Source organism: Atlantibacter sp. MEI4A-1023 (assembly GCF_056155425.1).
Genome location: NZ_CM149568.1, coordinates 2,935,866 through 2,960,595, shown reverse-complemented (window position 1 = coordinate 2,960,595; position 24,730 = coordinate 2,935,866). Strand labels below are relative to the sequence as shown.

The window sequence follows — 24,730 nt, the reverse complement described above, 5'->3', positions numbered from 1 at the left end:
CTATTACTTCTGGAACCATTTGCTATAGATAGTTTCGTAGGTGCCGTCTTTCTTCACTTTCTCCAGCGCGGCGTTGAATTTCTGCTGGAGTTCGGTGTTGCCCTGACGAACCGCGATGCCCAGGCCGGTGCCGAAGTAATCTTTATCGGTGACTTTATCGCCGACGGCAGCCAGTTTATCGTTGCTTTTCAGCCACTCGGTTACCACGGCGGTGTCGCCGAATACCGCGTCAATACGGCCATTTTGCAGATCCAGCTTGGCATTCTGGTAGCTGTCGTACGGTACGGTGGTGATTTCCGGATGCTTATCGTTAATGAATTTCTGGTGGGTGGTGCCGTTCTGGACGCCCACTTTTTTGCCTTTCAGCTGATCGATGCTGGCGACTTTACCCTGCTGGCCCACGAACAGCGCGGAGTTGTCGTAGTAAGCATTCGTGAACAGCACCTGTTTTTCACGCTCAGGAGTGATATCCATCCCTGCCATCACCGCGTCGAAACGGCGGAATTTCAGGCTGGGGATCAGGCTGTCGAACGCCTGGTTGGTAAAAGTACAGGTGGCGTCGATCTCTTTACACAGCGCATTGGCTAAATCCACGTCAAAACCGACGATCTCGTTTTTGTCGTTCATGGATTCAAACGGAGGGTAGGAGGCTTCCGTGGCAAAACGAATGGTCTGCGCCGCCGCGGCGGACAGGCTCATGCTGGCAAGCAGCGTGGCAATCAGTACTTTTTTCATTGTCATTGTCCCGATCAACATCAGTGAGATAAGTAGTATTTAAACGCGTCGGTCTGCGGGTGGGTAAAGCAACTCGCATCCCCTTGCTCGATGATATGGCCGTTTTCCATATACACCACGCGGCTCGCGGTTTTGCGCGCCACTTCGACTTCATGGGTAACGATAACCTGCGTGATGCCGGTCTGCGAAAGTTCGCGGATGATGCTGACGATTTGCGCGGTAATTTCCGGGTCCAGCGCCGCTGTCGGTTCGTCGAACAGCAGGATCTGCGGCTCCATCATCAGGGCGCGGGCAATGGCCACGCGCTGCTGTTGACCACCGGAAAGGTGCAGCGGATAGCGATCCACATACGGCGTTAAGCGCAGGCGCTCCAGCAGTTTGTCGGCGCGGGCGCGGGCTTCTGCTTTGCTAAGGCCCAATACGCGGCACGGCGCTTCAATCAGGTTTTGCAGCACCGTCAAATGGGGCCACAGATTGTACTGTTGAAAGACCATGCCTACGTTCTGGCGCAGTTCACGAATCGCTTTATCATCCGGCGTTTTGACGAAGTCAAAATGGTTACCGGCGATAGTGAGCTGCCCGGAGCGCGGCATCTCAAGCAGGTTGAGTACGCGCAGCAGCGAGCTTTTTCCCGCGCCGCTTGGACCAAGCAGCACCAGCGTTTCGCCCTGAGGGCAATTTAGGGTGATGTCAAACAGCGCCTGATGTGCGCCGTAGAAGCAATTAATGCCGTTTAGTTGAATACTCATGCGAAACTGTTGAATAGCAATTGAGACCGCGAATAGTAACGTTAGCAGAATAGTTATGCAATATTTGTGGGTTAAAACTTAAAAATATCCCCTGTTGCGCCTTAAACTTAGCACAAAATAACGGGGCAGGAGGGAGGCGAGAATAAAAATCCAGTTTATGCAGTAAAGTCAGACTATTTTCAAACCCGCCATTCCCATCCCGCTGGCAGCGCCGGTTAGCTGCGCAGATCGTCTTCAACCGACTGGCGCAACGTGCCTGCCGGGGCGTGGACCGAGCCGCCAAGATAGCGCACATCGTCTACCGCCCAGCACTGGCCTTCGCGGATCATCAGCACTTCATCCTGCCAACGCTCGCTACCCTGGTTTAACGCCACGCGTAGCGGAATATTTCGTGCATCAGTATTCGGGATGGTGGAAGCGCTGGATACGCTGGCCTGGGAGGGTGCCGTGGTGCGGCTGGAGAAAATATCACTGCGCAGGAAAGCGTTATTGGCGCTATCGGTGCTGGCTTTTTGCAGTTCCGCGTACAGATCGTCACTCAGATACGGACGCAGCGCGCCGAGATTGCGGGTTCCGGCAGTGGGATTTGCGATGCGATAGTCATAGAATTTTTGCGCGACGCTGTCCGGGCCGCCTTCGACGCAGGGGCCGCCGCGGGTGCCGATATCCTTAAATGCCGTGGTCGAGTCGGTGGCGCAGGCGCTGAGTAACAGCGCGCAGGGCAAAACAAGAGTCAAAGCTAATGGGCGCATTTTATTTCCTTATCTTCTCTGAAGGACTACGGTATTTGTCAGAGCATTGCTTAGGTTGAGCCCGTAATGCCGGAGCACCAGCGGGCTTCAGGTAAGCATAGCGTATCGATTCATACCCGTGTCTGATAATCTGTGCTAACGCATTGATAGCCAAAGAAGGAGCGATTATGCAATTTTCCACTACCCCAAATCTTGAAGGGCACACCATTGTCGAGTACTGCGGCGTGGTGACTGGCGAGGCGATACTCGGGGCCAATATCTTCCGCGATTTTTTCGCGGGCATTCGCGACATCGTCGGCGGGCGTTCCGGCTCCTATGAAAAAGAGCTGCGTAAAGCCCGGGAAATCGCCTTTCGCGAGCTGGAAGAGCAGGCCCGGGGGTTAGGGGCCGACGCGGTGATCGGCATTGATATCGATTATGAAACCGTCGGCAAAGACAGCAGCATGCTGATGGTCAGCGTCACCGGAACGGCGGTGAAAACCCGTCGATGAGCATGCGCGGTTTACTGCTCTTGCTGGCCGCGCTATTGGCGGGCTGTGCGGGTGAAAAGGGGATTGTCGACCGGGGTGATTACCAGGTGGATTTACGTCGCCCGGCCCAGGCGGCGTACCCGCGCATCAAAGTGCTGGTGATTCACTACACTGCCGACGATTTTGACAGCTCCCTCGCCACACTGACCGATCGCAACGTCAGCGCCCATTATCTGGTGCCGGATAACCCGCCGGTGCGCAACGGCAAACCGGTGATCTGGCAACTGGTGCCGGAACAGGAGCTGGCGTGGCATGCGGGCATTAGCTACTGGCGCGGCACCAACCGGATTAACGATACTTCGATTGGTATCGAGCTGGAAAACCACGGCTGGCGGCTGCAGGGCGGGCAAAAGCAGTTCTCACCGTTTAACCCGGTGCAAATCGAGGTGCTGGCGAAACTGGCGCGGGATATCATTAATAGTTACAACATACTACGGGTGAACGTGGTCGCGCATTCCGACATCGCGCCCCAACGCAAAGACGATCCCGGCCCGCTGTTTCCGTGGGCAGAACTGGCGAAGCAGGGCATCGGCGCATGGCCCGATCCGGCGCGAGTGAATTTTTGGCTAATGGGCAGAAATCCGTATCAACCGGTGGACAGCGGCGACCTGCTGGCGCTGCTGGCTCAATACGGTTATGAAGTGACGCCGGAGATGACGCCCGCCCAGCAAAAACGGGTAATTGAGGCTTTTCAGATGCATTTCCGGCCCGCGCGCTATGACGGCGTGGCCGATGCAGAAACCCAGGCCATCGCCCAGGCGTTACTGGAAAAATACGGACGGGGTTAACGCAGCGTACCGTGATCCTTCAGCCACAGCGCGGTACGGGTGATCCCTTCATCCAGGTTGACGAGGGGCTGGTAACCCAGCTCGTTTTCGGCGCGGGTAATATCCAACGTAAAATCGAAATTGAGCTTGGAAACCCCGTAATGAGTAAGGGCCGGCTCTTTTTCCGACTTGTTGCCCATCCGCTCCAGGCTGCGGGCAATGATATCCAGCATCGGATACGGTACTGAACGTATGCGGCAGCGAATGCCCAGCTCGGCAATCAGCTGCTCAACGATCTGGCGCAGCGGGCGCGCCTCGCCGTTGGTGATGTTAAACGCGCGCCCGGACGGCAACGCATCGCAGCTGGCGGAACTGGCCAGCCACATCGCATGGACCGCGTTCTCGTGATAGGTCATATCCACCAGCGCCTCCCCGCCGCGTGGCAGTAAAATGCTGCCGTAGTGGCGCATCATCTGCACCAGACGCGGGAAAAACACTTTATCGTGCGGCCCGAACAGGCTTTGCGGACGCAGAATAGTAAACCGGGTATTGGGGTTGGCCTGTGCCAGCAGTTGGATGACGTCTTCCGCTGCCGCTTTACTGCGGGCGAACTCATTGGCGAAGCGCGCCGGGCGGAACTCTTCGTTGATATCGCGATGGTGGTGATAATCGAAATAGAGCGATGGCGAGGAGATATGCACCACATTGCGCACGCCCCAGGCAACCGCCCATTCGCCGAGACGACGGGTGGCGCGCACGTTAGCCATATCAAATGCCTGCTGGGTGCCCCACGGCGAGGTAAAGCCGGAGCAGTGCCACAGCGTATCGATACCCGTCAGCATCTGTTTGGCCTGGGAGGAAACCAGTTCGGTTAAATCGGCGTGGATAAATTCCGCGCCCATTTTTTGCAGCAGTTTGCCCATGGCCTCGTTGCGCCCGGTGGCCCGGACGCTTACTCCTTTCTGGCGTAAATACTCGACCGCGTTTCGGCCTAAACCGCTGGTGGCGCCCGTGACCAGTACCTTCATTGCTGCCCGCTCTGTAAGAGAAAATAACGCCGCGCATTCTTTCGTGAAATCAACGGCTATGCAATCAGAATAGCGAAAGATTCAGAGTTAGCGCCGGTGTTTTTGCTCTTCCTGTTCGGCAAGCCGGCAAATCTGACGCGCCATGCCGCGAAAGATGAACAAATGCGCTGGGATCATCACCAGCCAGTAGAATAATCCGGGGGTGCCGTGGGGATGCCACCAGGCGCGGACGTCCAGCGACCGTTCCGGCCCCAAATCGCGTAAATTGAACGACAACCGCCCCAGGCCGGGCGCTTTCATGCCAAACAGCAGCGTCAATTGCGCTTCCGGCTCGACGATAATCACCTTCCAGCTATCCACGGCGTCGCCGACCTGCAACAGCGCGTTTTCCGGGCGGCCTTTTGCCAGCTTATGGCCGAGCAGCAGATCAATTCCGGCGCGGGTGCTCCACAGATAATTGCCGAAAAAGTAGCGCTCCTTTTTACCGCCGATACGGTTAACAACGTTCCACAGCGATTCGAGGCTGGCGGAGGTTTTCAGCGTACAGCCCGCCTGTTTTGGGTAGTAACCGTATTCGGGACGCCAGCGCGCAAACGCCTGGGCGTCATAACCCCAGTCGCTGGAATTCACCAGTTTATCTTCTTCTTTCAGCGTCTCGCGAACCGCGTCCTCAAAGGAAATCAGCTGCTGCGGAATTAATTCATGCAGGGCGGTGTCGTCCGCCAGCAGATCGTGCTTCAACCCCTGGATCAACGCCCGGGCTATGGCAGGCGGCACTGAGGTGATCATGTTGAGAAACCACACCGAGATCCAACTGGTGGGGAAGGGGATGGGGATCAACGGACGATGGCGGCCGCTGATTTTCATAAACCGCTCGAACTGTTCCTGATAGCTCAGCACTTCCGGCCCGGCGGCTTCCAGAATGCGATGCTCAGTGGACGGGTAATCAAGCAGCTTCAGCAGATACACCAGCAGGTTTTCCAGCGCGATAGGCGTGGTGCGCGAACGCACCCAGCGCGGCGGCGTCAGTACCGGCAGGTTGTAAACCATGTCGCGCATCACCTCAAAGGCGGCGGAGCCCGCGCCGATAATAATGCCCGCCCGCAATTCGGTCACCGGCACCCCGGAATCGCGCAGGATATCGGCGGTCAACTGGCGCGCCCGCAGATGATCCGAAGGCGCGTCTTTACTTTGTAAAGAGCTTAAAAATATCACCTGGCGCACCGGCGTCTGGCGCAGCGCATCGCGCAGATTCAGCGCCGCCTGGCGCTCTTTCTCCACGAAATCCCGCCCGTCGCCCATGCTGTGTACCAGATAATAGAGCGTGTCGACACCCGCCAGCAGGTCGGGCAAGTTTTCCGGCCACAATAAATCCAGGGTGTGGCAGGTCACGCCCGGTAGCTGGCGCTTTTCCAGCCGTTCGACATTGCGCGCAGCGGCAATCACCTGATGCCCTTCGGCGCTCAGCCTGGGAAGTAAATGTTGGCCTATATACCCGCTGGCCCCCAGAACCAATATCCGCTGCGACTCGCTCATCCCTGCTCCTCGTTACCGTTGTTGAAACTGCTGCCAGCTGTCGACCACTTCCGCTAACTGCTTGCGGCTGACGTCCAGATGCGTCACCAGACGCGTCACCGGCGCGGCGCTAATCAGAATATCGCGGCGCTTCATAAACTCGCGCAGTTCGGCGACGTCCTGCTGCGGCACGCGCACAAACAGCATATTGGTGTCCTGACGACGCACGTCCGCGCCGATCTCTTTCAGCGCCCCGGCCAGCCACGCGGCGTTATCGTGATCGTCTTTCAGGCGAGCCACATTGTTTTGCAAGGCGTACATTCCCCCCGCCGCCAGGATCCCGGCCTGGCGCATACCGCCGCCGACCATTTTCCGCCAGCGGGTAGCGCGTTTGATGTAGTCGTGGCTACCGACCAGCAGCGAACCCACGGGCGCGCCCAGACCTTTGGAGAGGCAGATAGTGAACGAATCGCAGTAGCGAACCACTTCTTCCAGCTCGCAGCCGTAGGACACCACGGCGTTAAAAATACGCGCGCCGTCGACGTGCAGCGCCAGCCCGCGCTCGCGGCTGAATTCCCAGGCCTGCTGGAGATAGTCGCGCGGCAGCACTTTGCCGTTGTGGGTATTTTCCAGCGCCAGTAAACGGGTGCGGGCAAAGTGGATATCGTCAGGTTTAATTTTAGCGGCCACCTTATCCAGCGCCAGCGTGCCGTCCAGCTCCGCCTCAATGGGCTGCGGCTGGATGCTGCCTAACACCGCCGCGCCGCCAGCTTCAAACAGGTAGTTATGGGCCGCCTGGCCGACGATGTATTCTTCGCCGCGCTCGCAGTGGCTCAGCAGCCCGACCAGGTTGGCCTGGGTGCCGGTAGGAAGGAATAAGGCGGCTTCTTTTCCGCTGAGCCGGGCAGCGTAAGCCTGAAGTTCATTAACGGTGGGGTCGTCCCCGTAGACGTCATCCCCAACCGGGGCCGCCATCATCTGCTCCAGCATGGCGCGCCCTGGCCGGGTTACGGTATCACTGCGTAAATCAATCACGGCATATCCTTTTAATTATCGAGGAGATGCCCTACTTTTTACCGGAACCAGTTGGTTTTAGCCAGCTCCAGCACTTCGTCGCCGCGCCCGCTGATGATAGCGCGCAGCATATACAGGCTAAACCCTTTGGCCTGTTCCAGTTTGATTTGCGGCGGGATGGCCAGTTCTTCTTTCGCCACTACCACATCCACCAGCACCGGTCCGTCGGTTTTAAACGCCTGGTTCAGCGCCGCGTCCAGCTCCTCGGGTTTTTCCACGCGAATTCCGGTGATGCCGCAGGCGTTGGCGATGGCGGCGAAATTGGTCTGATGCAGATCGGTGCCGTCGGTGAGATAGCCGCCGGCTTTCATCTCCATCGCCACAAATCCCAGCACGCTGTTATTAAACACCACGATTTTGATCGGCAGATTCATCTGCACTACCGACAGGAAATCGCCCATCAGCATGCTGAACCCGCCGTCGCCGCACATCGCTATCACCTGGCGGTCAGGCGCGCTGGCTTTCGCGCCCAGCGCCTGCGGCATGGCGTTGGCCATCGAACCGTGGTTAAACGAGCCCAGCAGGCGGCGTTTACCGTTCATTTTCAGATAGCGCGCCGCCCAGACGGTCGGCGTACCCACGTCGCAGGTAAAAACGGCGTCGTCATCGGCGAACTGGCTAATCTGTTGGGCCAGATATTGCGGGTGAATTTGCTTGTCGCCTGGCTTCGCCAGATCGTCCAGCCCCTTGCGCGCTTCCTGATAATTCTCCAGCGCTTTGTCGAGGAATTTACGGTCGGTTTTCTCTTCCAGCATGGGTAGCAGAGCGGTAAGGGTGGCACGAATATCGCCCACCAGCGCGATATCCACTTTACTGTGCGCCCCGATGCTGCCCGGATTGATATCAATCTGGATGATTTTGGCGTCGGTGGGGTAGAACGCCCGGTAGGGGAACTGCGTGCCCAGCAAAATCACCGTGTCGGCGTTCATCATAGTGTGATAGCCCGAGGAAAAGCCAATCAACCCGGTCATCCCCACATCGTAGGGGTTGTCATATCCCACATGTTCTTTGCCGCGTAGCGCGTGGACGATAGGCGCTTTAAGTTTTTCGGCAAAGGCGATCAGCGGTTCGTGTGCCCCGGCGCAGCCGCTGCCGCACATCAGCGCGATATTGCTCGAATAACGCAGCACCTGGGCCAGTTTTTGCAGTTCGCTCTCTTCCGGTACGACAACCGGCTGCGGGGCAGAATACCAGTGGGTACTGGCGGTTTCCGGCGCAGGCTGTAGCGCCACGTCCCCCGGCAATACTACTACCGACACGCCGCGATTGAGCACCGCTTTGCGCATCGCTATCGCCAGCACCTGCGGGATTTGCTCCGGGTTGGATACCAGCTCGCAATAATGGCTGCATTCGCGAAACAGCTCTTGCGGATGGGTTTCCTGAAAATAACCGCTGCCGATTTCGCTCGACGGAATATGCGCGGCAATCGCCAGCACCGGCACATGGTTGCGGTGGCAATCAAACAGGCCGTTAATCAGATGGAGATTCCCCGGCCCGCAGGAGCCCGCGCACACCGCCAGTTTGCCGGTAAGCTGCGCTTCCGCGCCCGCTGCAAACGCCGCCACTTCTTCATGGCGCGTCGGCATCCAGTCGATGGTACCCATGCGGTTTAAGCTGTCGCTCAGCCCGTTTAATGAATCCCCGGTCACCCCCCAGATACGCGCTACGCCAGCCTGTTCCAGGGTTTTGGCGATATACGCCGCCACGGTCTGTTTCATTGGATCTCCTTTTATGCATTCTGATTTCGCTTAAAGCGTAGTCCATTACCGGATGCAGACCGGGTAACCTCTCATTTTCAGCAGCTCACTGCCGATAATAATTAAGTGTAAATTATTCTCATCTAACAAAAAAACGGGGGTTCACATGGTAGCGAAGGTGATAGGGGCGGTGAATAACGCACTCAGCAAGGAGGATTTGGGCAAGCTGCTGTTACGGCTGAGCGTGGGGGGCCTGATGCTGTTTCACGGCCTGCATAAGCTGTTTGGCGGCGTGGATGGCATTGCGGGCATGCTAACCGCGCACGGTATTCCGGGGTTTGTCGCCTATGGCGTGCTGTTGGGAGAAGTGGCCGCGCCGGTGTTGATTATCCTCGGCGTGCTGACGCGGCTGTCCGCGTTGGGGCTGGCGTTTACTATGGTGGTGGCCTGGTTGCTGGTAGGGCTGGATAAAACCTTTATGCTCGATAAAGTCGGGGCGTGGGCGATTGAAAGCCTGGTCTACTTCTTCGTGGCGGCGCTGGCGGTGGCGTTTCTCGGCGCAGGACGGTATGCGCTGGGCGGGACGTGGCGGTAAAGAAAAAGGCGCTTTTCAGCGCCTTTTTTAACTCAATCAAGCCAGCACTAAATCCCCTTGCGGGTGGCACGAACAGGCCAGTACATAGCCTTCGGCGATTTCCCGCTCGGTCAGCGTCATGGTGCTGTTAACCGTATACTCGCCAGACATCACGCGGGTTTTGCAGCAGCCGCAAACCCCGGCGCGACAGGCGGCGTTAACCGGCACCTTGTTACTTTCCAGCGCTTCCAGCAGCGTGGTGCCTACCGGGCTGTAGAATTCACGGGCTGGGGTCAGCGTGGTGAATTTCAGGCCGCTGGTGGCCGCTTCGGCAACCGGTGTAAAGAACTTCTCTTTGAAGAACTGGGTCACGCCCAGCGCTTTTACATTCTCTTCAACCGCGTCCATGTACGGTGCCGGGCCGCAGGTCATTACGGTGCGCGACGCGATATCCGGCACGGCGGCCAGGATTTCGCGGGTTAAGCGGCCTTCGATGAAACCCGGTTCGTTGGTCACTTCCGCCACCAGGGTGACCGGGTAGTTTTTCCACTCTTGCGCAAAAATCACGTCTTTCGGTGAACGTACATTGAAAATCACCTGCACGTCCGCTTCCGGGCGGTTTTTCGCCAGCCAGCGGCGCATCGACATAATCGGCGTCACGCCGCAGCCTGCCGCCAGCAGCAGGAAGCGGTCGGTGTTTTTATCTTCACAGATAAAGTCGCCCTGGGCGTCCGACAGCCAGATATAGTCGCCGCGTTTCACTTCACCGGTCAGCCATTGCGAGCCAACCCCCTCGTCGATACGGCGGATAGTCAGCGTTATAAACGGGCTCACGCCAGGCGTTGACGAAATCGTATAGGCTCGCAGTGTGTCTGCGCTGTTACGGATACTCACCAGCGCATACTGTCCGGCTTTGTACGAATAATGATCGTGGCAGAACAGCGACAGGGTCCAGACATCCGGGGTTTCCTGTTGGATATGGTGTACCTGCATCCGCCACGGGCATTGAGAGGTTGGCATCGTCATAGGTTCTCCTTACGCGCTCAGCAGCTGCTGCATATCTTCTTCAACGGTGGTCACGGAACGCAGACCAAACTTCTCGTTAAGCACCGCCAGCAGATCCGGCGTCAGGAAGCCTGGGGCCGTCGGGCCGGTGACGATATTGGTCACACCCAGCGACAGCAGGGTCAGCAGGATCACAATCGCTTTCTGTTCGAACCAGGAGAGCACCAGCGACAGCGGCAGATCGTTAACGCCGCAGCCGAGTTTTTCCGCCAGGGTCACGGCAAGGATGATGGCAGAGTATGCATCGTTACACTGACCGGCATCCACCAGACGCGGCAGGCCTTCGATGTTGCCGAAGTCCAGTTTGTTGAAACGGTATTTACCGCACGCCAGGGTCAGGATCAGGCAGTCCTGCGGAACGCTGGTAGCGAAATCAGTGAAGTAGTTACGCTCGCCGCGCGCGCCGTCGCAGCCGCCGATCAGGAAGATGTGGCGCAGTTTTTCGCGGCTCACCAGGTCGATCAGGGAATCGGCAGCGCCCAGCAGGGTTTCACGGCCAAAGCCGACGGTGATCAGATGTTCGATTTCGCTGTAGGTGAAGCCTGGCAGCTGTTGCGCCTGCTCGATAACCGGGCTGAAATCGTCGCCTTCCAGGTGGTTCACGCCCGGCCAACCGACAATACTGCGGGTCCAGATGCGGTCGTCGTAGCTGCCTACGGTCGGGTCGATGATGCAGTTAGAAGTCATCACGATTGGGCCAGGGAAGCGAGCAAACTCAGTCTGCTGGTTCTGCCAGCCGCTGCCGTAGTTGCCGACCAGGTGTTTAAACTTACGCAGTTCCGGGTAGCCGTGCGCTGGCAGCATTTCGCCGTGGGTGTAGACGTTGACGCCGGTGCCTTCAGTCTGTTCCAGCAGGTTGTGCAGATCCAGCAGGTCGTGACCGGAAATCAGGATGCACTTGCCGGCAACGGGCTTAACGTTAACCTGAGTCGGAGTCGGGTGGCCGTATTTACCGGTTTCGCCTGCGTCCAGGATGCTCATTACTTTGAAGTTCATCTGGCCGATGCCCATAGAGCATTCCAGCAGGGCATTCATATCGGAAGGCCAGGTGCCCAGCCACGCCATAAACTGGTGATACTGCGCGTAGATTTCGTTGTCGTACTGGCCCAGCACATGGGCGTGCTCCATGTACGCCGCCGCGCCTTTCAGGCCGTACAGGCACAGTAAGCGCAGACCGAGAATGTTTTCGCCGATGTCGGCTTTGTCGCGGTTCGGGGTAAATTCCGCTGCCTGACGCTGTAAATCGCCCAGATCGGCGCTGACCAGCTGGAGGTCAGCCATCGGATTATCAACGGTGGCAGTGGCGTCTACCGCCAGGCAGCGCGCTTTCAGCGCTTCGCGTTTTTCGATAGCTTCACGGGCGTAGCCAACGATGCGCGGGGAGTCGAAGTTGACGTTGGTCAGGGTAGAGAAAAACGCGCGCGGGGCGAAGTTATCGATTTTATGATCGATAATGCCCAGTTCACGCGCTTTAACCGCCCATGCGGACAGGCCTTGCAGTGCGGCGATCAGTAAGTCTTGCAGGTCGGATGTTTCGGCAGTTTTGCCGCACATACCCTGAGCGTATGAGCAGCCGTTGCCGGCAGGAGTACGGATGGTTTGTTCACATTGCACACAAAACATAATGATACCTTAAAGTTATATTTGATATACATGTTTAAGATTATGCGTCTGTGAAAAGGGTTAAAAGTGATTTTTACTGCAATATGACCGGAGATTGATTTAGCGCAATTTTGGCGATGCTCTTATGCATCGCCAGAAAGAAATCAGGCGGCGAATAATGCCATTAATAACGGCACCAGCAGGCTGAGAATAAAGCCGTGAACAATCGCGGCGGGCACCATCTCCAGGCCGCCGCTGCGTTGCAGTACGGGCAGGGTAAAATCCATCGAGGTTGCGCCGCACAGACCCAGCGCCGCTGAACGACTGCGGCGCACCAGACCGGGGATCAGCATAATCGCCACCAGTTCGCGGGCCAGATCGTTAAAGAAGGTCGCGCTGCCGATCACCGGGCCATAGGATTCGGTCATTAATATCCCCGAAAGCGAATACCAGCCGAAACCCGATGCCATTGCCAGACCGGTGCGGATCGGCAGGTCGAGAATAAAAGCATTGATTACGCCGCCTATCAGCGAACTGCCGACAACCAGCACCGCCACGATCATGCCCCGGCGATTAAGAACGATTTGACGCAGCGTCATACCGTTGTTGCGCAGCTGGATCCCAATCAGGAATAACAGAAAGATAAGGGTATATTCGCTGGCCTCGGTGGCGTGGATAAGAAAATTCATGCCGGTTAACCCGAGCGCGAAACCCAGTACCACCACGCCGCACAGTTTAAGCGACTCCAGCGCCATAGCGATGCGCGACGGTAATTTTTCCTGATGGTGGTTATGCCGCCAGGGCAGGGATTTATCAAGCCAGAACAGGGCTGCGCAGTTACACAATAAAATCACCACCACGCTGACGGCGGAGTAATGAAAAATCGCCAGCAGGTTACTGCTCAGGTTATCGAGGAACGCCAGGCTTATCCCCATAAAAAACAGGATTACGTAAACAATCCAGCTCAGCAGGCGGTTAATAGTTTTTAACGCGGCGGTATTTTTGAGGGGAATAAGATAACCGGCGATGAGCGGCACTAAAATAATCAGTAATCCTGACAACATGAGAAATCGAGGTCCTTGCAGAAAGTGAGCCTCATAACACTACCCAAAGCCAGGAAATGAGTAAAGCCTCAAAAAATAGAGATTTTTATGCAAAAGGCCTGCGTTTAGCAGGCCTTTCAGGGATTAGCTGCGTTTTTCAAGCAGCGTGCGGTAAATAACGCCGCCGAAAATGCCGCCGATAATGGGCATTACCAGGAACAGCCAGACCTGTTGCAGCGCCCATCCCCCCTGGAAAATGGCCACCGCCAGACTGCGTGCCGGGTTTACTGAGGTGTTGGTCACTGGAATGCTGATCAAATGGATTAATGTCAGCGCCAGGCCGATAGCAAGCGGCGCAAAACCGGCCGGAGCATTTTTATCCGTCGCGCCATGAATAATCATCAGGAATGCGCAGGTTAATACAAATTCAATAATCATCGCGGATTGCAGGGAATATCCGCCAGGTGAATGTTCAGCATAACCATTAGAAGCAAAACCGCTGGCGGCAGCATCAAAACCCGCTTTCCCGCTGGCGATTAAATAAAGCACGGCTGCCGCGAGAATACCGCCGATAATTTGCGCAATAATATAACCGAGAATATCTTTCGCCGGGAAACGACCGCCTGCCCATAATCCTAACGTTACTGCCGGATTAAAATGGCCGCCGGAAATATGACCTACCGCATACGCCATCGTTAATACCGTTAAGCCAAATGCCAGTGCCACACCGGTAAAACCAATTCCCAGTTCAGGAAATGCCGCTGCCAGTACGGCACTGCCGCAGCCGCCAAATACCAGCCAGAAGGTGCCAAACCCTTCAGCCATTAATTTCTTAAACATACCCACCTCAGTATTTAATAGATAAATATTTCTAATCAGTTGCGATTGATTATTGTGATTTTGAAAGACACTATTCAACGATCGCTAAATAGTAAAAGCGGCAGTATTTTAAGGAGGCTCACGCAATAATGACCAGATAAATAAATGCGCTTAATTTGACCAAAAACAAATTGACTATTCGCGGTTTAATCTCTTTCCTATTGAGCACGATATTCTCAGGAGATTTTCTTATTAAAAAATATAAAAATTAACTAACGCTCAATAATATATCAATACGATAGCATAAATAATTCAACATGCTTTGCGCGTTACGGTGACAGCCATGAAAACCTGCCGCTATACTGCCATGCTATAAAGGACAGAAAGCTACAACGGGAGAGAATATGTTCCTTGAGCGCGTAGAGATAGTGGGTTTTCGCGGCATCAATCGATTGTCGTTAATGCTGGAGCACACCAATGTGCTGATTGGTGAAAACGCCTGGGGTAAATCAAGCCTGCTGGACGCGTTGACATTGCTGCTGGCACCGGGCGCCGATCTCTACCATTTTACGCGCGATGACTTCTGGTTCCCGCCGGGGGATATTCATGGCCGGGAACATCATCTGCATATCATTCTGACCTTCCGCGAAACCCAGCCAGGCCGCCATAACGGGCGGCGCTACCGTCATCTGAACGAGGTCTGGGATCGCGGCGATGATGGCTACGCGCGGATTTATTACCGTCTGGAAGGCGAACTGGCCGACGATGGCGCGGTCATGACGCTGCGCAGCTTTCTCAACAGCCGGGGCGAGCCGCTGGACCTGGATGATATCGATAATTTGGCCTGCCATCTGATTCGCCTGAGCCCGGTGCTGCGTTTACGTGATGCGCGTTTTATGCAGCGTATCCGTACCGGCACCTTGCCTGGCGCACCGGAAGTGGAAGTCACTGCCCGCCAGCTCGATTTTCTGGCCCGCGAACTGGTGGCGCGCCCGCAAAATCTCACCGATGGCCAGATCCGCCAGGGGCTGTCGGCGATGGTGCAACTGCTCGAACACTATTTCGCCGAACAGAGCAGCGACCAGGCGCGCCACCGTTTGCTGCGCCGCCGTTCCCATGACGAACAGCGTAGCTGGCGCTACCTGGACGTGATAAACCGCATGATCGACAAGCCTGGCAGCCGCACCCACCGGGTGATCCTGCTGGGCCTGTTTTCCACGCTGTTACAAGCGAAAGGAACGGTAAAACTGGATCGCGACGCGCGTCCGCTGCTGCTGGTGGAGGACCCTGAAACCCGGCTGCATCCGATCATGCTCTCCGTGGCCTGGCAATTGCTGAATTTACTGCCGCTGCAAAAAATCACCACCACCAACTCCAGTGAACTGCTGTCGCTGACGCCTGTTGAACAGGTGTGCCGCCTGGTGCGTGAGTCTGCGCGGGTTTCCGCCTGGCGTCTGGGGCCGGGCGGCCTGAATGCCGAAGACAACCGCCGCATTGCGTTTCATATCCGCTTTAACCGACCGGCGGCGCTGTTCGCCCGCTGCTGGTTGCTGGTAGAAGGGGAAACCGAAGTCTGGGTAATTAACGAACTGGCGCGCCAGTGCGGCCACCATTTCGATGCCGAAGGGGTCAGGGTGATTGAATTTGCCCAGTCGGGTTTAAAACCGTTGATTAAATTCGCCCGGCGGATGGGTATCGAATGGCACGTGCTGGTGGACGGCGACGAAGCCGGTAAAAAATATGCCGCTACGGTACGCAGCATCCTGAATAACGACCGCGACCACGAACGCGAACATCTCACCGCGCTGCCCGCCATGGATATGGAACACTTTATGTATCGCGAAGGCTTCTCTGATGTCTTTCACCGCGTGGCGCAACTGCCGGAAAACATCCCGATGAATATGCGCCGGGTGATCGCGAAGGCGATCCACCGCTCTTCAAAACCGGACCTGGCGATTGAAGTGGCGTTGGAAGCAGGGCGGCGGGGCGTGGACGCCGTACCGCACCTGCTGCGCAAAATGTTTTCCCGCGTGCTATGGCTGGCGCGGGGACGTGCCGATTAACGCGTGCTGATGCCTGAGACAACCTGCGCCGCAAGGCTATCGAGAAGCTCATAGCGGCGACGGTATTCGGCGCGCTTCTTACTGGCGATCTCCTCCATGGGTTTACGGGTGATCGCGTTTGGCAGCATAAAATACCCGTCATCGCCGGGATCGCCGCCCATCGACAGCCAGAAGCTGTCGTAATCTGCATGCAGCTTGTCTTTTTTCTTTTTGGCGTAGCGCCAGTTGCGGTAAATATGCGTGTCATTACCCACGGCCTGAATCTGCGTGGCTTTCAACAGCGGCGCTAAATGGCAGGCGGTTTCCAGCAGCAGACGCTTCGGGAACAGCCCGTGACAGGCTTTGGTGGCGATCTGGATGTTTTCATGCGGCACCCAGTTTTTCGCGCCCTGTAATCCACCGATAAACAGCGTCGGTGTGCCGTTGCGCTGGCACAGCGTAAAGGTCATTTCCGCCAGCACGGTGTCATTGTGATCACAAAAGACCAGCGTAGACTCGCCTTCTTTATCCAGCATCGACAGTGCCGCGAGCTGGATGCGGTACTGCTCCCCGTTCTTGCCGGTTAACTGCGCCAGGCTTGCGCCCTGACTTGACCAGTGCGACAGCAAAAGCGCTGCGGGTAAAAGCTGGATTAATTGTTTATAGTGAAAATCCAGCGCCGCCTGCGCCTGATGTCGGCTGGTATTCACTGACAGATAGGGGCGGTGTAACCGGCAAGGCAAGCCTGGTTGCGCCTGCAACAGCGCCTCCAGGTACGGCTGGCTGGCCAGTGAATTGAGCAACTTTTTAGTCGATACTGGCGTGGCTAATGCGCGCAGCAGAAATTTTTGGCGGTAGCGGCGGTTTTGCCAGGCGCTGCCGGGCATCCACTGGCCTGTTACGAGCAATTTAAACAGCTGCCAGCCGGTGCGTGGTGCGTGTTGTTCAAAGTGAGTAGTGTCGATAAAAGTGGACATGGCAGTAGCTCGATAGTTAAACGAGCCTGTATTTGAGCAGAGCCAGATTCAATGAAAATTCAATAAGTACGGGCGTAGCAGGGTAGAATCGTTCTTGTTGAGGGTGCGTTTAGCTAAACGCAATGGACAGATGACTAAAGAGACCCGGGATTTATGCGTTTTAAGGGAAAATTCAAAAAGCGGTATCTGGTGTTGGCGGTTGTGGTATTGCTCGCGGGGATAGGGGCCTGGAAAACGTTGAACGCGCCGCAGCCGCAGTACCAGACTCTAATTGTCCGCAAAGGCGATCTGGAGCAAACCGTGCTGGCGACCGGCAAACTCGACGCGCTGAAAAAAGTCGACGTAGGTGCGCAGGTCAGCGGTCAGCTTAAAACACTGTCGGTAGAAATTGGCGATAAAGTGAAAAAAGACCAGCTTTTGGGGGTAATTGACCCGGAACAGGCGGAAAACCAGATTAAAGAAGTGGAAGCGACCTTACAGGAACTTCGCGCACAGCGCCAGCAGGCAATGGCGGAAATGCAACTGGCGAAAGTTACCCTGGGCCGCCAGCAGGCGCTGGCTAAAACTCAGGCCATTTCCCGCCAGGATCTGGATACTGCGGCCACCGAACTCACCGTCAAACAGGCGCAAATCGGCACCATTGACGCGCAAATCAAGCGTAACCAGGCTTCTCTGGATACCGCCAAAACTAACCTTGATTTCACCCGGATCATCGCCCCGATGGCGGGTGAAGTGACGCAAATTACCACGCTGCAGGGCCAGACGGTGATCGCTGCGCAACAGGCACCAAACATTCTGACCCTTGCCGATCTCAGCACTATGCTGGTGAAAGCCCAGGTGTCGGAGGCGGATATTATTCATCTGCGTCCGGGGCTTAAGGCGTGGTTTACCGTACTGGGCGACCCGTTAACCCGCTATGAAGGCGTGCTGAAAGATATCCTGCCGACGCCGGAAAAAGTGAATGACGCGATTTTCTATTACGCCCGTTTTGAAGTGCCGAATCCGCAAAGCGTACTGCGGCTGGACATGACTGCCCAGGTACATATCCAGCTCAGTGGGACGAAAAACGTGTTGACGATACCTCTGTCGGCGCTGGGCGACCCGATCGGCGATAACCGCTACCGCATCACTATTATGCGTAACGGCGAGACCCGCGAGCGCGAGGTGACTATCGGCGCGCGTAATGATACCCAGGTACAAATCGTCAAGGGCCTGGAAGAGGGTGAAGAAGTGGTCACCGGTAAAACCACGCCCGGAGCGGCACAATGACGGCATTGCTTGAACTGACCGATATTCACCGCCAGTATCTTTCCGGTGGCGAACCGGTCGACGTGCTGAAAGGCGTGACGCTAAGTATTCACGCCGGTGAAATGGTGGCGATTGTCGGTGCCTCCGGCTCGGGCAAATCCACCCTAATGAATATTCTCGGCTGCCTTGATAAGCCGACGTCGGGCCTTTACCGCGTGGCGGGCGTTGACGTTTCAACGCTCAATAGCGATGAACTGGCGCAGCTGCGTCGCGAGCATTTTGGTTTTATCTTCCAGCGCTACCACTTGCTGTCGCACTTAACGGCGGCGCAAAACGTCGAGATCCCGGCGATCTACGCAGGCGCCGGCCGTAAAGCCCGCCAGCAGCGCGCCCGTGAACTGCTTGAGAGGTTAGGGCTGGCGGCGCGTGTGGATTACTCACCGTCGCAGTTGTCCGGCGGCCAGCAGCAGCGCGTCAGTATCGCCAGGGCATTAATGAACGGCGGCCAGGTGATCCTCGCCGACGAACCCACCGGCGCGCTGGACAGCCATTCCGGCGAAGAGGTGATCGCCACGCTGAAACAGCTGCGCGATAACGGTCATACGGTCATTATCGTTACCCACGATCCGGCGGTGGCTGCCCAGGCCGAGCGAGTCATCGAAATCCGCGACGGCGAAATCATCAGCAACCCGCCCGCCGTAACGGGCCGCGCCGCCGCGAAGATTGAGCGCACGCCGATAGAAAGCGGCTGGCAGCAGTTTACCAGCGGCTTTCGCGAGGCGTTCACCATGGCGTGGCTGGCGATGGCGGCCAATAAAATGCGCACTCTGTTGACCATGCTGGGGATAATCATCGGCATCGCGTCGGTGGTGTCTATCGTGGTGGTGGGCGACGCGGCGAAGCAACTGGTGCTGGAGGATATTCGCTCTATCGGCACCAACACCATCGATATTTATCCCGGTACTGATTTCGGTGATGACGATCCGCAGTACCAGCAGGCGCTGAAATACGACGATCTGGTGGCGATTCAGAAACAGCCCTGGGTGCGTTCAGCGACGCCAGCGCTGTCCAGCAACCTGCGGGTGCGTTACGAAAATAAAGACGTGGCGGCCAGCGCCAACGGCGTCAGCGAGCAGTATTTTAACGTTTATGGCATGACCTTTAGCGAAGGCGGCACCTTCAATCAGGCGCAGCATCAGGGCCGCGCCCAGGTGGTGGTGATTGATGAAAACACCCGCCGCCAGCTGTTCCCTAATAAGCTCAACGTGGTGGGCGAGGTGATCCTGGTGGGTAATATGCCTGCGACCATCATCGGCGTAGCTCAGGAGAAACAGTCGATGTTCGGCAGCAGTAAAATCCTGCGCGTCTGGCTGCCGTACTCTACTATGTCGGGCCGGGTAATGGGCCAGTCATGGCTCAACTCCATTACCGTGCGGGTCAAAGAGGGCTATAACAGCCAGGAAGCCGAGCAGCAGCTTGCGCGCCTGATGTCCCTGCGCCACGGCAAAAAAGATTTCTTCACCTGGAATATGGACGGCTTCCTGCAAACGGCGGAACGAACCACCCGTACGCTACAGCTGTTTTTAACCCTGGTGGCGGTGATTTCGCTGGTAGTTGGCGGGATCGGTGTGATGAACATCATGCTGGTGTCCGTTACTGAACGGACACGGGAAATCGGCATCCGGATGGCGGTTGGCGCGCGGGCCAGCGATGTATTACAACAGTTTCTCATCGAGGCGGTGCTGGTCTGCCTGGTCGGCGGCGCACTGGGCATTGGGCTATCCTTACTTATCGCCTTTACCTTACAGTTGTTCCTGCCCGGCTGGCAGATTGGCTTTTCGGGGCTGGCGCTTTTAACGGCGTTTGTCTGTTCTACGGCCACCGGTATCTTGTTTGGCTGGCTGCCGGCGCGCAATGCCGCGCGGTTAAATCCGGTGGATGCGCTGGCGCGGGAGTAATCTCAGAAAAAGTAAAATGCCAGCGCGGAGGCTGGCATTTTAGGTGTGGGATGTACACAATAAAACAGACGCGTTAAGCGACTGCCGTCTCTGCTTCCAGAGGAACGATGAGGCTGGCATGGTTGCCTTTGGGCCCCTGATGTACATCAAACCTGACAACTTGTCCGGCTTTGAGCGTACGGTAACCATCCATCTGGATGGTGGAATAGTGGGCGAATATATCTTCGCCGCCGCCTTCAGGGCAGATAAAACCAAACCCTTTGGCATTATTGAACCACTTAACAGTACCCGTCTCCATGCTTCGACATCCTTCATGAATCTTATAAGTAAGATGGAATGAACCGGTGGGTGAGGGTGCGCTGTTCAAAACCTCGCCAACTCACGCCTGTACAATTTAGAGAAATCAGGCAACGCGTCAAGCGTCTGACGGGGTGAAATGGACAAGAATCAGTCAAAATTTTGAAGCAGTTAACGCTATTGCCATTAATGTGACAGTGTTCGCGGATAGCAACGATAGATGATAGTTATCTGTAAGTTAAGGTAGATTCAAATGGCGTATAACTGGATGAGCAGCGGGCTGACGGCCTGCTTACTGTTTAGTTAACCAGCGATGAAAGTGGGCAATGGGTAAGACGAACGATTGGTTGGATTTTGAGCGACTGGCGGAAAATAAGCTTGATGAGGGGCTAAAACCGCCATCTATGTATAAAGTTATGTTAATGAACGATGATTACACGCCAATGGAATTTGTTATTGACGTGCTACAAAAGTTCTTTTCTTATGATGTAGAGCGTGCAACACAATTGATGCTGACGGTTCACTATCAAGGGAAAGCCATCTGCGGCATTTTCACCGCAGAAGTCGCTGAGACCAAAGTGGCGATGGTGAATCAATATGCCAGGAAGCACGAGCATCCGTTGCTGTGTACGCAGGAACTCGCCTGAACGGCGAATTATATTGAGGGGGGTGCCTATGCTCAACCAGGAACTGGAACTCAGTTTAAACATGGCTTTCGCCAGAGCGCGCGAGCACCGACATGAGTTTATGACCGTCGAGCATCTGTTACTGGCTTTGCTCAGTAACCCATCGGCCCGCGAAGCGCTGGAAGCGTGTTCTGTGGATCTGGTGGCGCTGCGACAGGAACTTGAAGCCTTCATCGAACAAACCACGCCCGTGCTCCCGGCGAGCGAAGAGGAGCGCGACACCCAGCCGACGTTGAGTTTTCAACGCGTGCTGCAACGCGCCGTATTCCACGTACAGTCGTCAGGCCGTAGCGAAGTGACAGGCGCGAACGTGCTGGTGGCAATTTTCAGCGAGCAGGAATCCCAGGCTGCCTACCTGCTGCGTAAACATGAAGTCAGCCGTCTTGACGTGGTGAACTTCATTTCTCACGGCACGCGCAAAGATGAACCGCATCAATCCAGTGGCTCAGAAAATCCAGTTAACGAAGAGCAAGCAGGCGGGGAGGAGCGTATGGAAAACTTCACCACCAATCTCAACCAGCTTGCGCGCGTCGGCGGAATAGACCCGCTGATTGGCCGTGATAAGGAGCTGGAGCGGGCAATCCAGGTGCTGTGCCGCCGCCGGAAAAATAACCCGCTGCTGGTGGGTGAATCCGGGGTCGGTAAAACCGCCATCGCCGAGGGCCTCGCCTGGCGTATTGTCCAGGGCGACGTGCCGGAAATCATGGCAGACTGCAATATCTATTCGCTGGATATCGGTTCGCTGCTGGCGGGCACCAAATACCGCGGCGATTTCGAAAAACGCTTTAAAGCCCTGCTTAAACAGCTGGAGCAGGATACCAACAGCATCCTGTTTATTGATGAGATCCACACCATTATTGGTGCGGGCGCGGCGTCGGGCGGGCAGGTGGATGCCGCCAACCTGATTAAACCGCTGCTCTCCAGCGGCAAAATCCGCGTGATCGGCTCTACCACCTATCAGGAATTCAGCAATATTTTTGAAAAAGACCGCGCTCTGGCGCGTCGCTTCCAGAAAATTGACATTACTGAGCCGTCGGTAGAAGAAACGGTGCAGATCATTAACGGTCTGAAACCGAAATACGAAGCGCATCACGATGTGCGTTATACCGCCAAAGCGGTGCGCGCCGCCGTAGAGCTGTCGGTCAAATACATCAATGACCGCCATCTACCGGATAAAGCCATCGACGTCATCGACGAGGCCGGTGCCCGTGCTCGCCTGATGCCGGTCAGCAAGCGCAAGAAAACTGTCAACGTGGCGGATATCGAATCGGTGGTGGCGCGTATTGCCCGTATCCCGGAGAAAAGCGTCTCGGCCAGCGATCGCGATACGCTGAAGAGCCTTGGCGACCGCCTGAAAATGCTGGTATTCGGCCAGGATACCGCTATTGAGGCCTTAACCGAAGCCATCAAGATGAGCCGTGCCGGTCTGGGTCACGACCGTAAGCCGGTGGGTTCATTCCTGTTCGCCGGGCCGACCGGGGTGGGGAAAACCGAAGTCACCGTCCAACTGGCGAAATCGCTGGGGATTGAACTGCTGCGCTTTGATATGTCCGAGTATATGGAACGCCATACCGTCAGCCGTTTGATTGGCGCGCCTCCGGGCTATGTCGGGTTCGACCAGGGTGGGCTGTTGACCGATGCCGTTATCAAGCATCCCCATGCGGTCTTGCTGCTTGATGAAATCGAAAAAGCGCATCCGGACGTATTTAACCTGCTGTTGCAGGTGATGGACAACGGTACGCTGACCGACAACAACGGCCGCAAGGCGGATTTCCGCAATGTGATCCTGGTGATGACCACTAACGCCGGTGTCCGTGAAACTGAGCGTAAGACCATCGGTCTTATCCAGCAGGACAACAGCACCGACGCGATGGAAGAGATCAAGAAGATCTTCACGCCGGAATTCCGTAACCGTCTGGATAACATTATCTGGTTCAACCATCTCAGCACCGAGGTGATTCATCAGGTGGTCGACAAGTTTATCGTCGAACTCCAGGTGCAGCTGGATCAGAAAGGCGTTTCTCTGGAAGTAAGCCAGGAATCGCGTGACTGGCTGGCAGAGAAAGGGTACGACCGGGCGATGGGCGCACGTCCAATGGCGCGCGTTATCCAGGACAACCTGAAAAAACCGTTGGCTAACGAACTGCTGTTCGGTTCGCTGGTGGATGGCGGCCAGGTGACCGTGGCGCTGGATAAAGAGAAAGGTGAACTGACCTATCACTTCCAGAGCGCGCAAAAGCACAAGCCGGAAGCGGCGCACTAAGCGTAATGTGATAAATTAAAAGGCCGGGTGATTCACCCGGCCTTTTTGTATTCAACGCGCCGCAAGCCAGCAGCGCCGATTCGATTAATGCTTAGCGACTACGGAAGACAATGCGGCCTTTGCTCAGGTCGTACGGGGTCAGTTCAACAGTCACTTTGTCGCCCGTCAGAATGCGGATGTAGTTTTTGCGCATTTTACCGGAAATATGAGCAGTAACCACGTGACCGTTTTCCAACTCAACGCGGAACATGGTATTAGGCAACGTTTCCAGAACGGTACCCTGCATTTCAATATTGTCTTCTTTGGCCATCTAATCCTCTGGGGTATCACTACCAATGTTTTGAACCGGCAAGATAATGCCCAAGTTCACCAAATATGTAAAGATTTTGCGGTTGATAAACCGGCAAAGTTGATTCTTCGCATGACCCGCGACACGGATACACCGCATCCAGAACGCAAACGTAAAGGGGAAGTAGAGCCTAAACAGGGGATCCTAAACGGCGGCGGGTAATGTGAAGAGTTTTCTCTGCGGGCAAGAGTATAGCACTGTCTCGCTAAATGTGCGGAATACATTATTTATCGCGGTGATCAAACAGCACTTTAGGCACCCAGCAATGCGACGGCAGCGGCTGCGGTTTCAGCAGGCTGAGGTAATTCAGGTAATCGCGCCGGGCAATTTCCACTGCGCCCAGCGACGCGGTGTGATTATTCAGCACCTGGCAGTCAATCAGCTTGCCGCCCTGGCGAATAAAATAGTCGCAAAACACCAGCAGCGCGGTTTTCGAGGCATTTTCGCGGCGGCTATACATCGACTCGCCGCAAAACAGCGCACCCTGCGCCACGCCATACATTCCGCCCACCAGGTGGTCCTGATGCCACACCTCAATCGAATGCGCATGGCCGAGTTCATGCAGCCTTACGTAAGCGGTGAGCACGTCCGGGGTGATCCACGTGCCTTCGCTACGATCGCTGGCGCAGGCGTCGATCACCTCGTCGAAAGCGTGATTGAGCGTCACGCGATAGGGCGAGTTGGCATGAAAGCGTCGCATACTGCGGCTGATGTGAAACTGGTCGGGGAACAGCACCGCACGAGGATCGGGCGACCACCATAAAATGGGGTCACCCGGCGAAAACCACGGGAAAATACCGCGTTGGTAGGCCATTAACAGACGCGCAGGGCTGAGATCGCCTCCGAGGGCCAACAGGCCATTCGGCTCCCGCAATGCACCTTCCGGCGACGGGAAGGTGATTGACTCACGAGAAAGCTGAACCAGACGCATCTTACCAGGCTCCACCGCAGGACGTTATC

General features: G+C 56.1%; 23 protein-coding genes. 8 read left to right on the top strand and 15 right to left on the bottom strand.

What is annotated here, in order from left to right; all coding sequences use genetic code 11:
* Window positions 1-3: 3 nt before the first annotated feature.
* From artI to ACVV26_RS14210, 3 genes are all read right to left on the bottom strand, one after another.
* Window positions 4-735 carry an arginine ABC transporter substrate-binding protein ArtI gene (artI, locus tag ACVV26_RS14220; RefSeq protein ID WP_474797795.1) on the bottom strand — a complete coding sequence of 244 codons (732 nt, stop codon included), beginning with the start codon at window positions 733-735 and terminating at the stop codon, window positions 4-6.
* Between the two features lie 20 nt (window positions 736-755).
* Window positions 756-1,484 (bottom strand): arginine ABC transporter ATP-binding protein ArtP, encoded by a 729-nt coding sequence (gene artP, locus ACVV26_RS14215; protein WP_474797793.1) that lies wholly within the window; start codon window positions 1,482-1,484, stop codon window positions 756-758.
* A 215-nt stretch (window positions 1,485-1,699) separates the two neighbouring features.
* Window positions 1,700-2,236, bottom strand: coding sequence for a lipoprotein (locus tag ACVV26_RS14210; protein ID WP_474797791.1), 537 nt, complete (start codon window positions 2,234-2,236; stop codon window positions 1,700-1,702).
* Window positions 2,237-2,403: 167 nt separating this feature from the next.
* Between ACVV26_RS14210 and ACVV26_RS14205 the strand changes: the two genes are divergently transcribed.
* Window positions 2,404-2,727 carry a heavy metal-binding domain-containing protein gene (locus tag ACVV26_RS14205; RefSeq protein ID WP_183169132.1) on the top strand — a complete coding sequence of 108 codons (324 nt, stop codon included), beginning with the start codon at window positions 2,404-2,406 and terminating at the stop codon, window positions 2,725-2,727.
* Entirely contained in the window at window positions 2,724-3,554 is an 831-nt protein-coding gene (locus ACVV26_RS14200; protein WP_474797789.1) for an N-acetylmuramoyl-L-alanine amidase, read from the top strand. The genes ACVV26_RS14205 and ACVV26_RS14200 overlap by 4 nt, the downstream gene beginning before the upstream one ends.
* Here ACVV26_RS14200 and ACVV26_RS14195 read toward each other — a convergent pair.
* The 4 genes from ACVV26_RS14195 to poxB all read right to left on the bottom strand — a co-directional run bounded on the left by ACVV26_RS14195 (window position 3,551) and on the right by poxB (window position 8,868).
* The gene (locus tag ACVV26_RS14195; RefSeq protein ID WP_474797787.1) at window positions 3,551-4,561 is read right to left on the bottom strand and encodes a 3-beta-hydroxysteroid dehydrogenase; all 1,011 of its coding nucleotides are present in this window, start codon (window positions 4,559-4,561) and stop codon (window positions 3,551-3,553) included. The genes ACVV26_RS14200 and ACVV26_RS14195 overlap by 4 nt on opposite strands.
* Window positions 4,562-4,648: 87 nt before the next feature.
* Window positions 4,649-6,097 (bottom strand): SDR family oxidoreductase, encoded by a 1,449-nt coding sequence (locus ACVV26_RS14190; RefSeq protein WP_474797785.1) that lies wholly within the window; start codon window positions 6,095-6,097, stop codon window positions 4,649-4,651.
* Window positions 6,098-6,109: 12 nt separating this feature from the next.
* Window positions 6,110-7,111 carry a low-specificity L-threonine aldolase gene (gene ltaE, locus ACVV26_RS14185; RefSeq protein WP_474797783.1) on the bottom strand — a complete coding sequence of 334 codons (1,002 nt, stop codon included), beginning with the start codon at window positions 7,109-7,111 and terminating at the stop codon, window positions 6,110-6,112.
* A gap of 38 nt (window positions 7,112-7,149) precedes the next feature.
* Window positions 7,150-8,868, bottom strand: a complete 1,719-nt coding sequence (gene poxB, locus ACVV26_RS14180) for a ubiquinone-dependent pyruvate dehydrogenase (protein ID WP_474797781.1) — start codon at window positions 8,866-8,868, stop codon at window positions 7,150-7,152.
* Window positions 8,869-9,013: 145 nt separating this feature from the next.
* Between poxB and ACVV26_RS14175 the strand changes: the two genes are divergently transcribed.
* Window positions 9,014-9,442: a DoxX family protein gene (locus tag ACVV26_RS14175; protein ID WP_474797779.1), complete on the top strand. Its 429-nt coding sequence runs from the start codon at window positions 9,014-9,016 to the stop codon at window positions 9,440-9,442.
* A 36-nt stretch (window positions 9,443-9,478) separates the two neighbouring features.
* Here the strand turns inward: ACVV26_RS14175 and hcr are convergent, their stop codons facing one another.
* The 4 genes from hcr to aqpZ all read right to left on the bottom strand — a co-directional run bounded on the left by hcr (window position 9,479) and on the right by aqpZ (window position 13,971).
* Window positions 9,479-10,447: an NADH oxidoreductase gene (hcr, locus tag ACVV26_RS14170; RefSeq protein WP_474797777.1), complete on the bottom strand. Its 969-nt coding sequence runs from the start codon at window positions 10,445-10,447 to the stop codon at window positions 9,479-9,481.
* Window positions 10,448-10,456: 9 nt separating this feature from the next.
* Window positions 10,457-12,109 carry a hydroxylamine reductase gene (gene hcp / locus ACVV26_RS14165; protein WP_474797775.1) on the bottom strand — a complete coding sequence of 551 codons (1,653 nt, stop codon included), beginning with the start codon at window positions 12,107-12,109 and terminating at the stop codon, window positions 10,457-10,459.
* Between the two features lie 143 nt (window positions 12,110-12,252).
* Window positions 12,253-13,152, bottom strand: a complete 900-nt coding sequence (locus ACVV26_RS14160) for a LysO family transporter (protein WP_474797773.1) — start codon at window positions 13,150-13,152, stop codon at window positions 12,253-12,255.
* A gap of 123 nt (window positions 13,153-13,275) precedes the next feature.
* Entirely contained in the window at window positions 13,276-13,971 is a 696-nt protein-coding gene (gene aqpZ, locus ACVV26_RS14155) for an aquaporin Z (protein WP_474797771.1), read from the bottom strand.
* A gap of 383 nt (window positions 13,972-14,354) precedes the next feature.
* Here aqpZ and ACVV26_RS14150 point away from each other — a divergent pair, with 383 nt between their 5' ends.
* Window positions 14,355-16,013, top strand: a complete 1,659-nt coding sequence (locus ACVV26_RS14150; RefSeq protein ID WP_474797769.1) for an ATP-dependent endonuclease — start codon at window positions 14,355-14,357, stop codon at window positions 16,011-16,013.
* Here the strand turns inward: ACVV26_RS14150 and ACVV26_RS14145 are convergent.
* Window positions 16,010-16,969, bottom strand: a complete 960-nt coding sequence (locus ACVV26_RS14145; RefSeq protein WP_474797767.1) for a VirK/YbjX family protein — start codon at window positions 16,967-16,969, stop codon at window positions 16,010-16,012. The two genes, ACVV26_RS14150 and ACVV26_RS14145, sit on opposite strands and share 4 nt — an antisense overlap.
* Before the next feature lie 153 nt (window positions 16,970-17,122).
* On the opposite strand from ACVV26_RS14145, the gene macA reads away from it, so the two are divergent.
* Window positions 17,123-18,238, top strand: coding sequence for a macrolide transporter subunit MacA (macA, locus tag ACVV26_RS14140; RefSeq protein ID WP_474797765.1), 1,116 nt, complete (start codon window positions 17,123-17,125; stop codon window positions 18,236-18,238).
* On the top strand, window positions 18,235-20,175 hold the full coding sequence (macB, locus tag ACVV26_RS14135) for a macrolide ABC transporter ATP-binding protein/permease MacB (protein ID WP_474797763.1): 1,941 nt from the start codon (window positions 18,235-18,237) through the stop codon (window positions 20,173-20,175). The genes macA and macB overlap by 4 nt, the downstream gene beginning before the upstream one ends.
* 73 nt (window positions 20,176-20,248) lie before the next feature.
* Here the strand turns inward: macB and cspD are convergent, their stop codons facing one another.
* On the bottom strand, window positions 20,249-20,473 hold the full coding sequence (gene cspD, locus ACVV26_RS14130; protein WP_312978642.1) for a cold shock-like protein CspD: 225 nt from the start codon (window positions 20,471-20,473) through the stop codon (window positions 20,249-20,251).
* Between the two features lie 325 nt (window positions 20,474-20,798).
* Between cspD and clpS the strand changes: the two genes are divergently transcribed.
* Window positions 20,799-21,119, top strand: a complete 321-nt coding sequence (clpS, locus tag ACVV26_RS14125; protein WP_002463110.1) for an ATP-dependent Clp protease adapter ClpS — start codon at window positions 20,799-20,801, stop codon at window positions 21,117-21,119.
* A gap of 28 nt (window positions 21,120-21,147) precedes the next feature.
* Complete coding sequence (clpA, locus tag ACVV26_RS14120) at window positions 21,148-23,421, top strand: ATP-dependent Clp protease ATP-binding subunit ClpA (protein ID WP_312978646.1); 2,274 nt, start codon at window positions 21,148-21,150, stop codon at window positions 23,419-23,421.
* A 91-nt stretch (window positions 23,422-23,512) separates the two neighbouring features.
* Here the strand turns inward: clpA and infA are convergent, their stop codons facing one another.
* Entirely contained in the window at window positions 23,513-23,731 is a 219-nt protein-coding gene (infA, locus tag ACVV26_RS14115) for a translation initiation factor IF-1 (protein ID WP_001040187.1), read from the bottom strand.
* Window positions 23,732-23,993: 262 nt separating this feature from the next.
* A complete protein-coding gene (gene aat, locus ACVV26_RS14110; RefSeq protein ID WP_474797761.1) occupies window positions 23,994-24,701 on the bottom strand; it encodes a leucyl/phenylalanyl-tRNA--protein transferase in 708 nt (235 codons plus the stop codon).
* Between the last annotated feature and the right edge of the window lie 29 nt (window positions 24,702-24,730).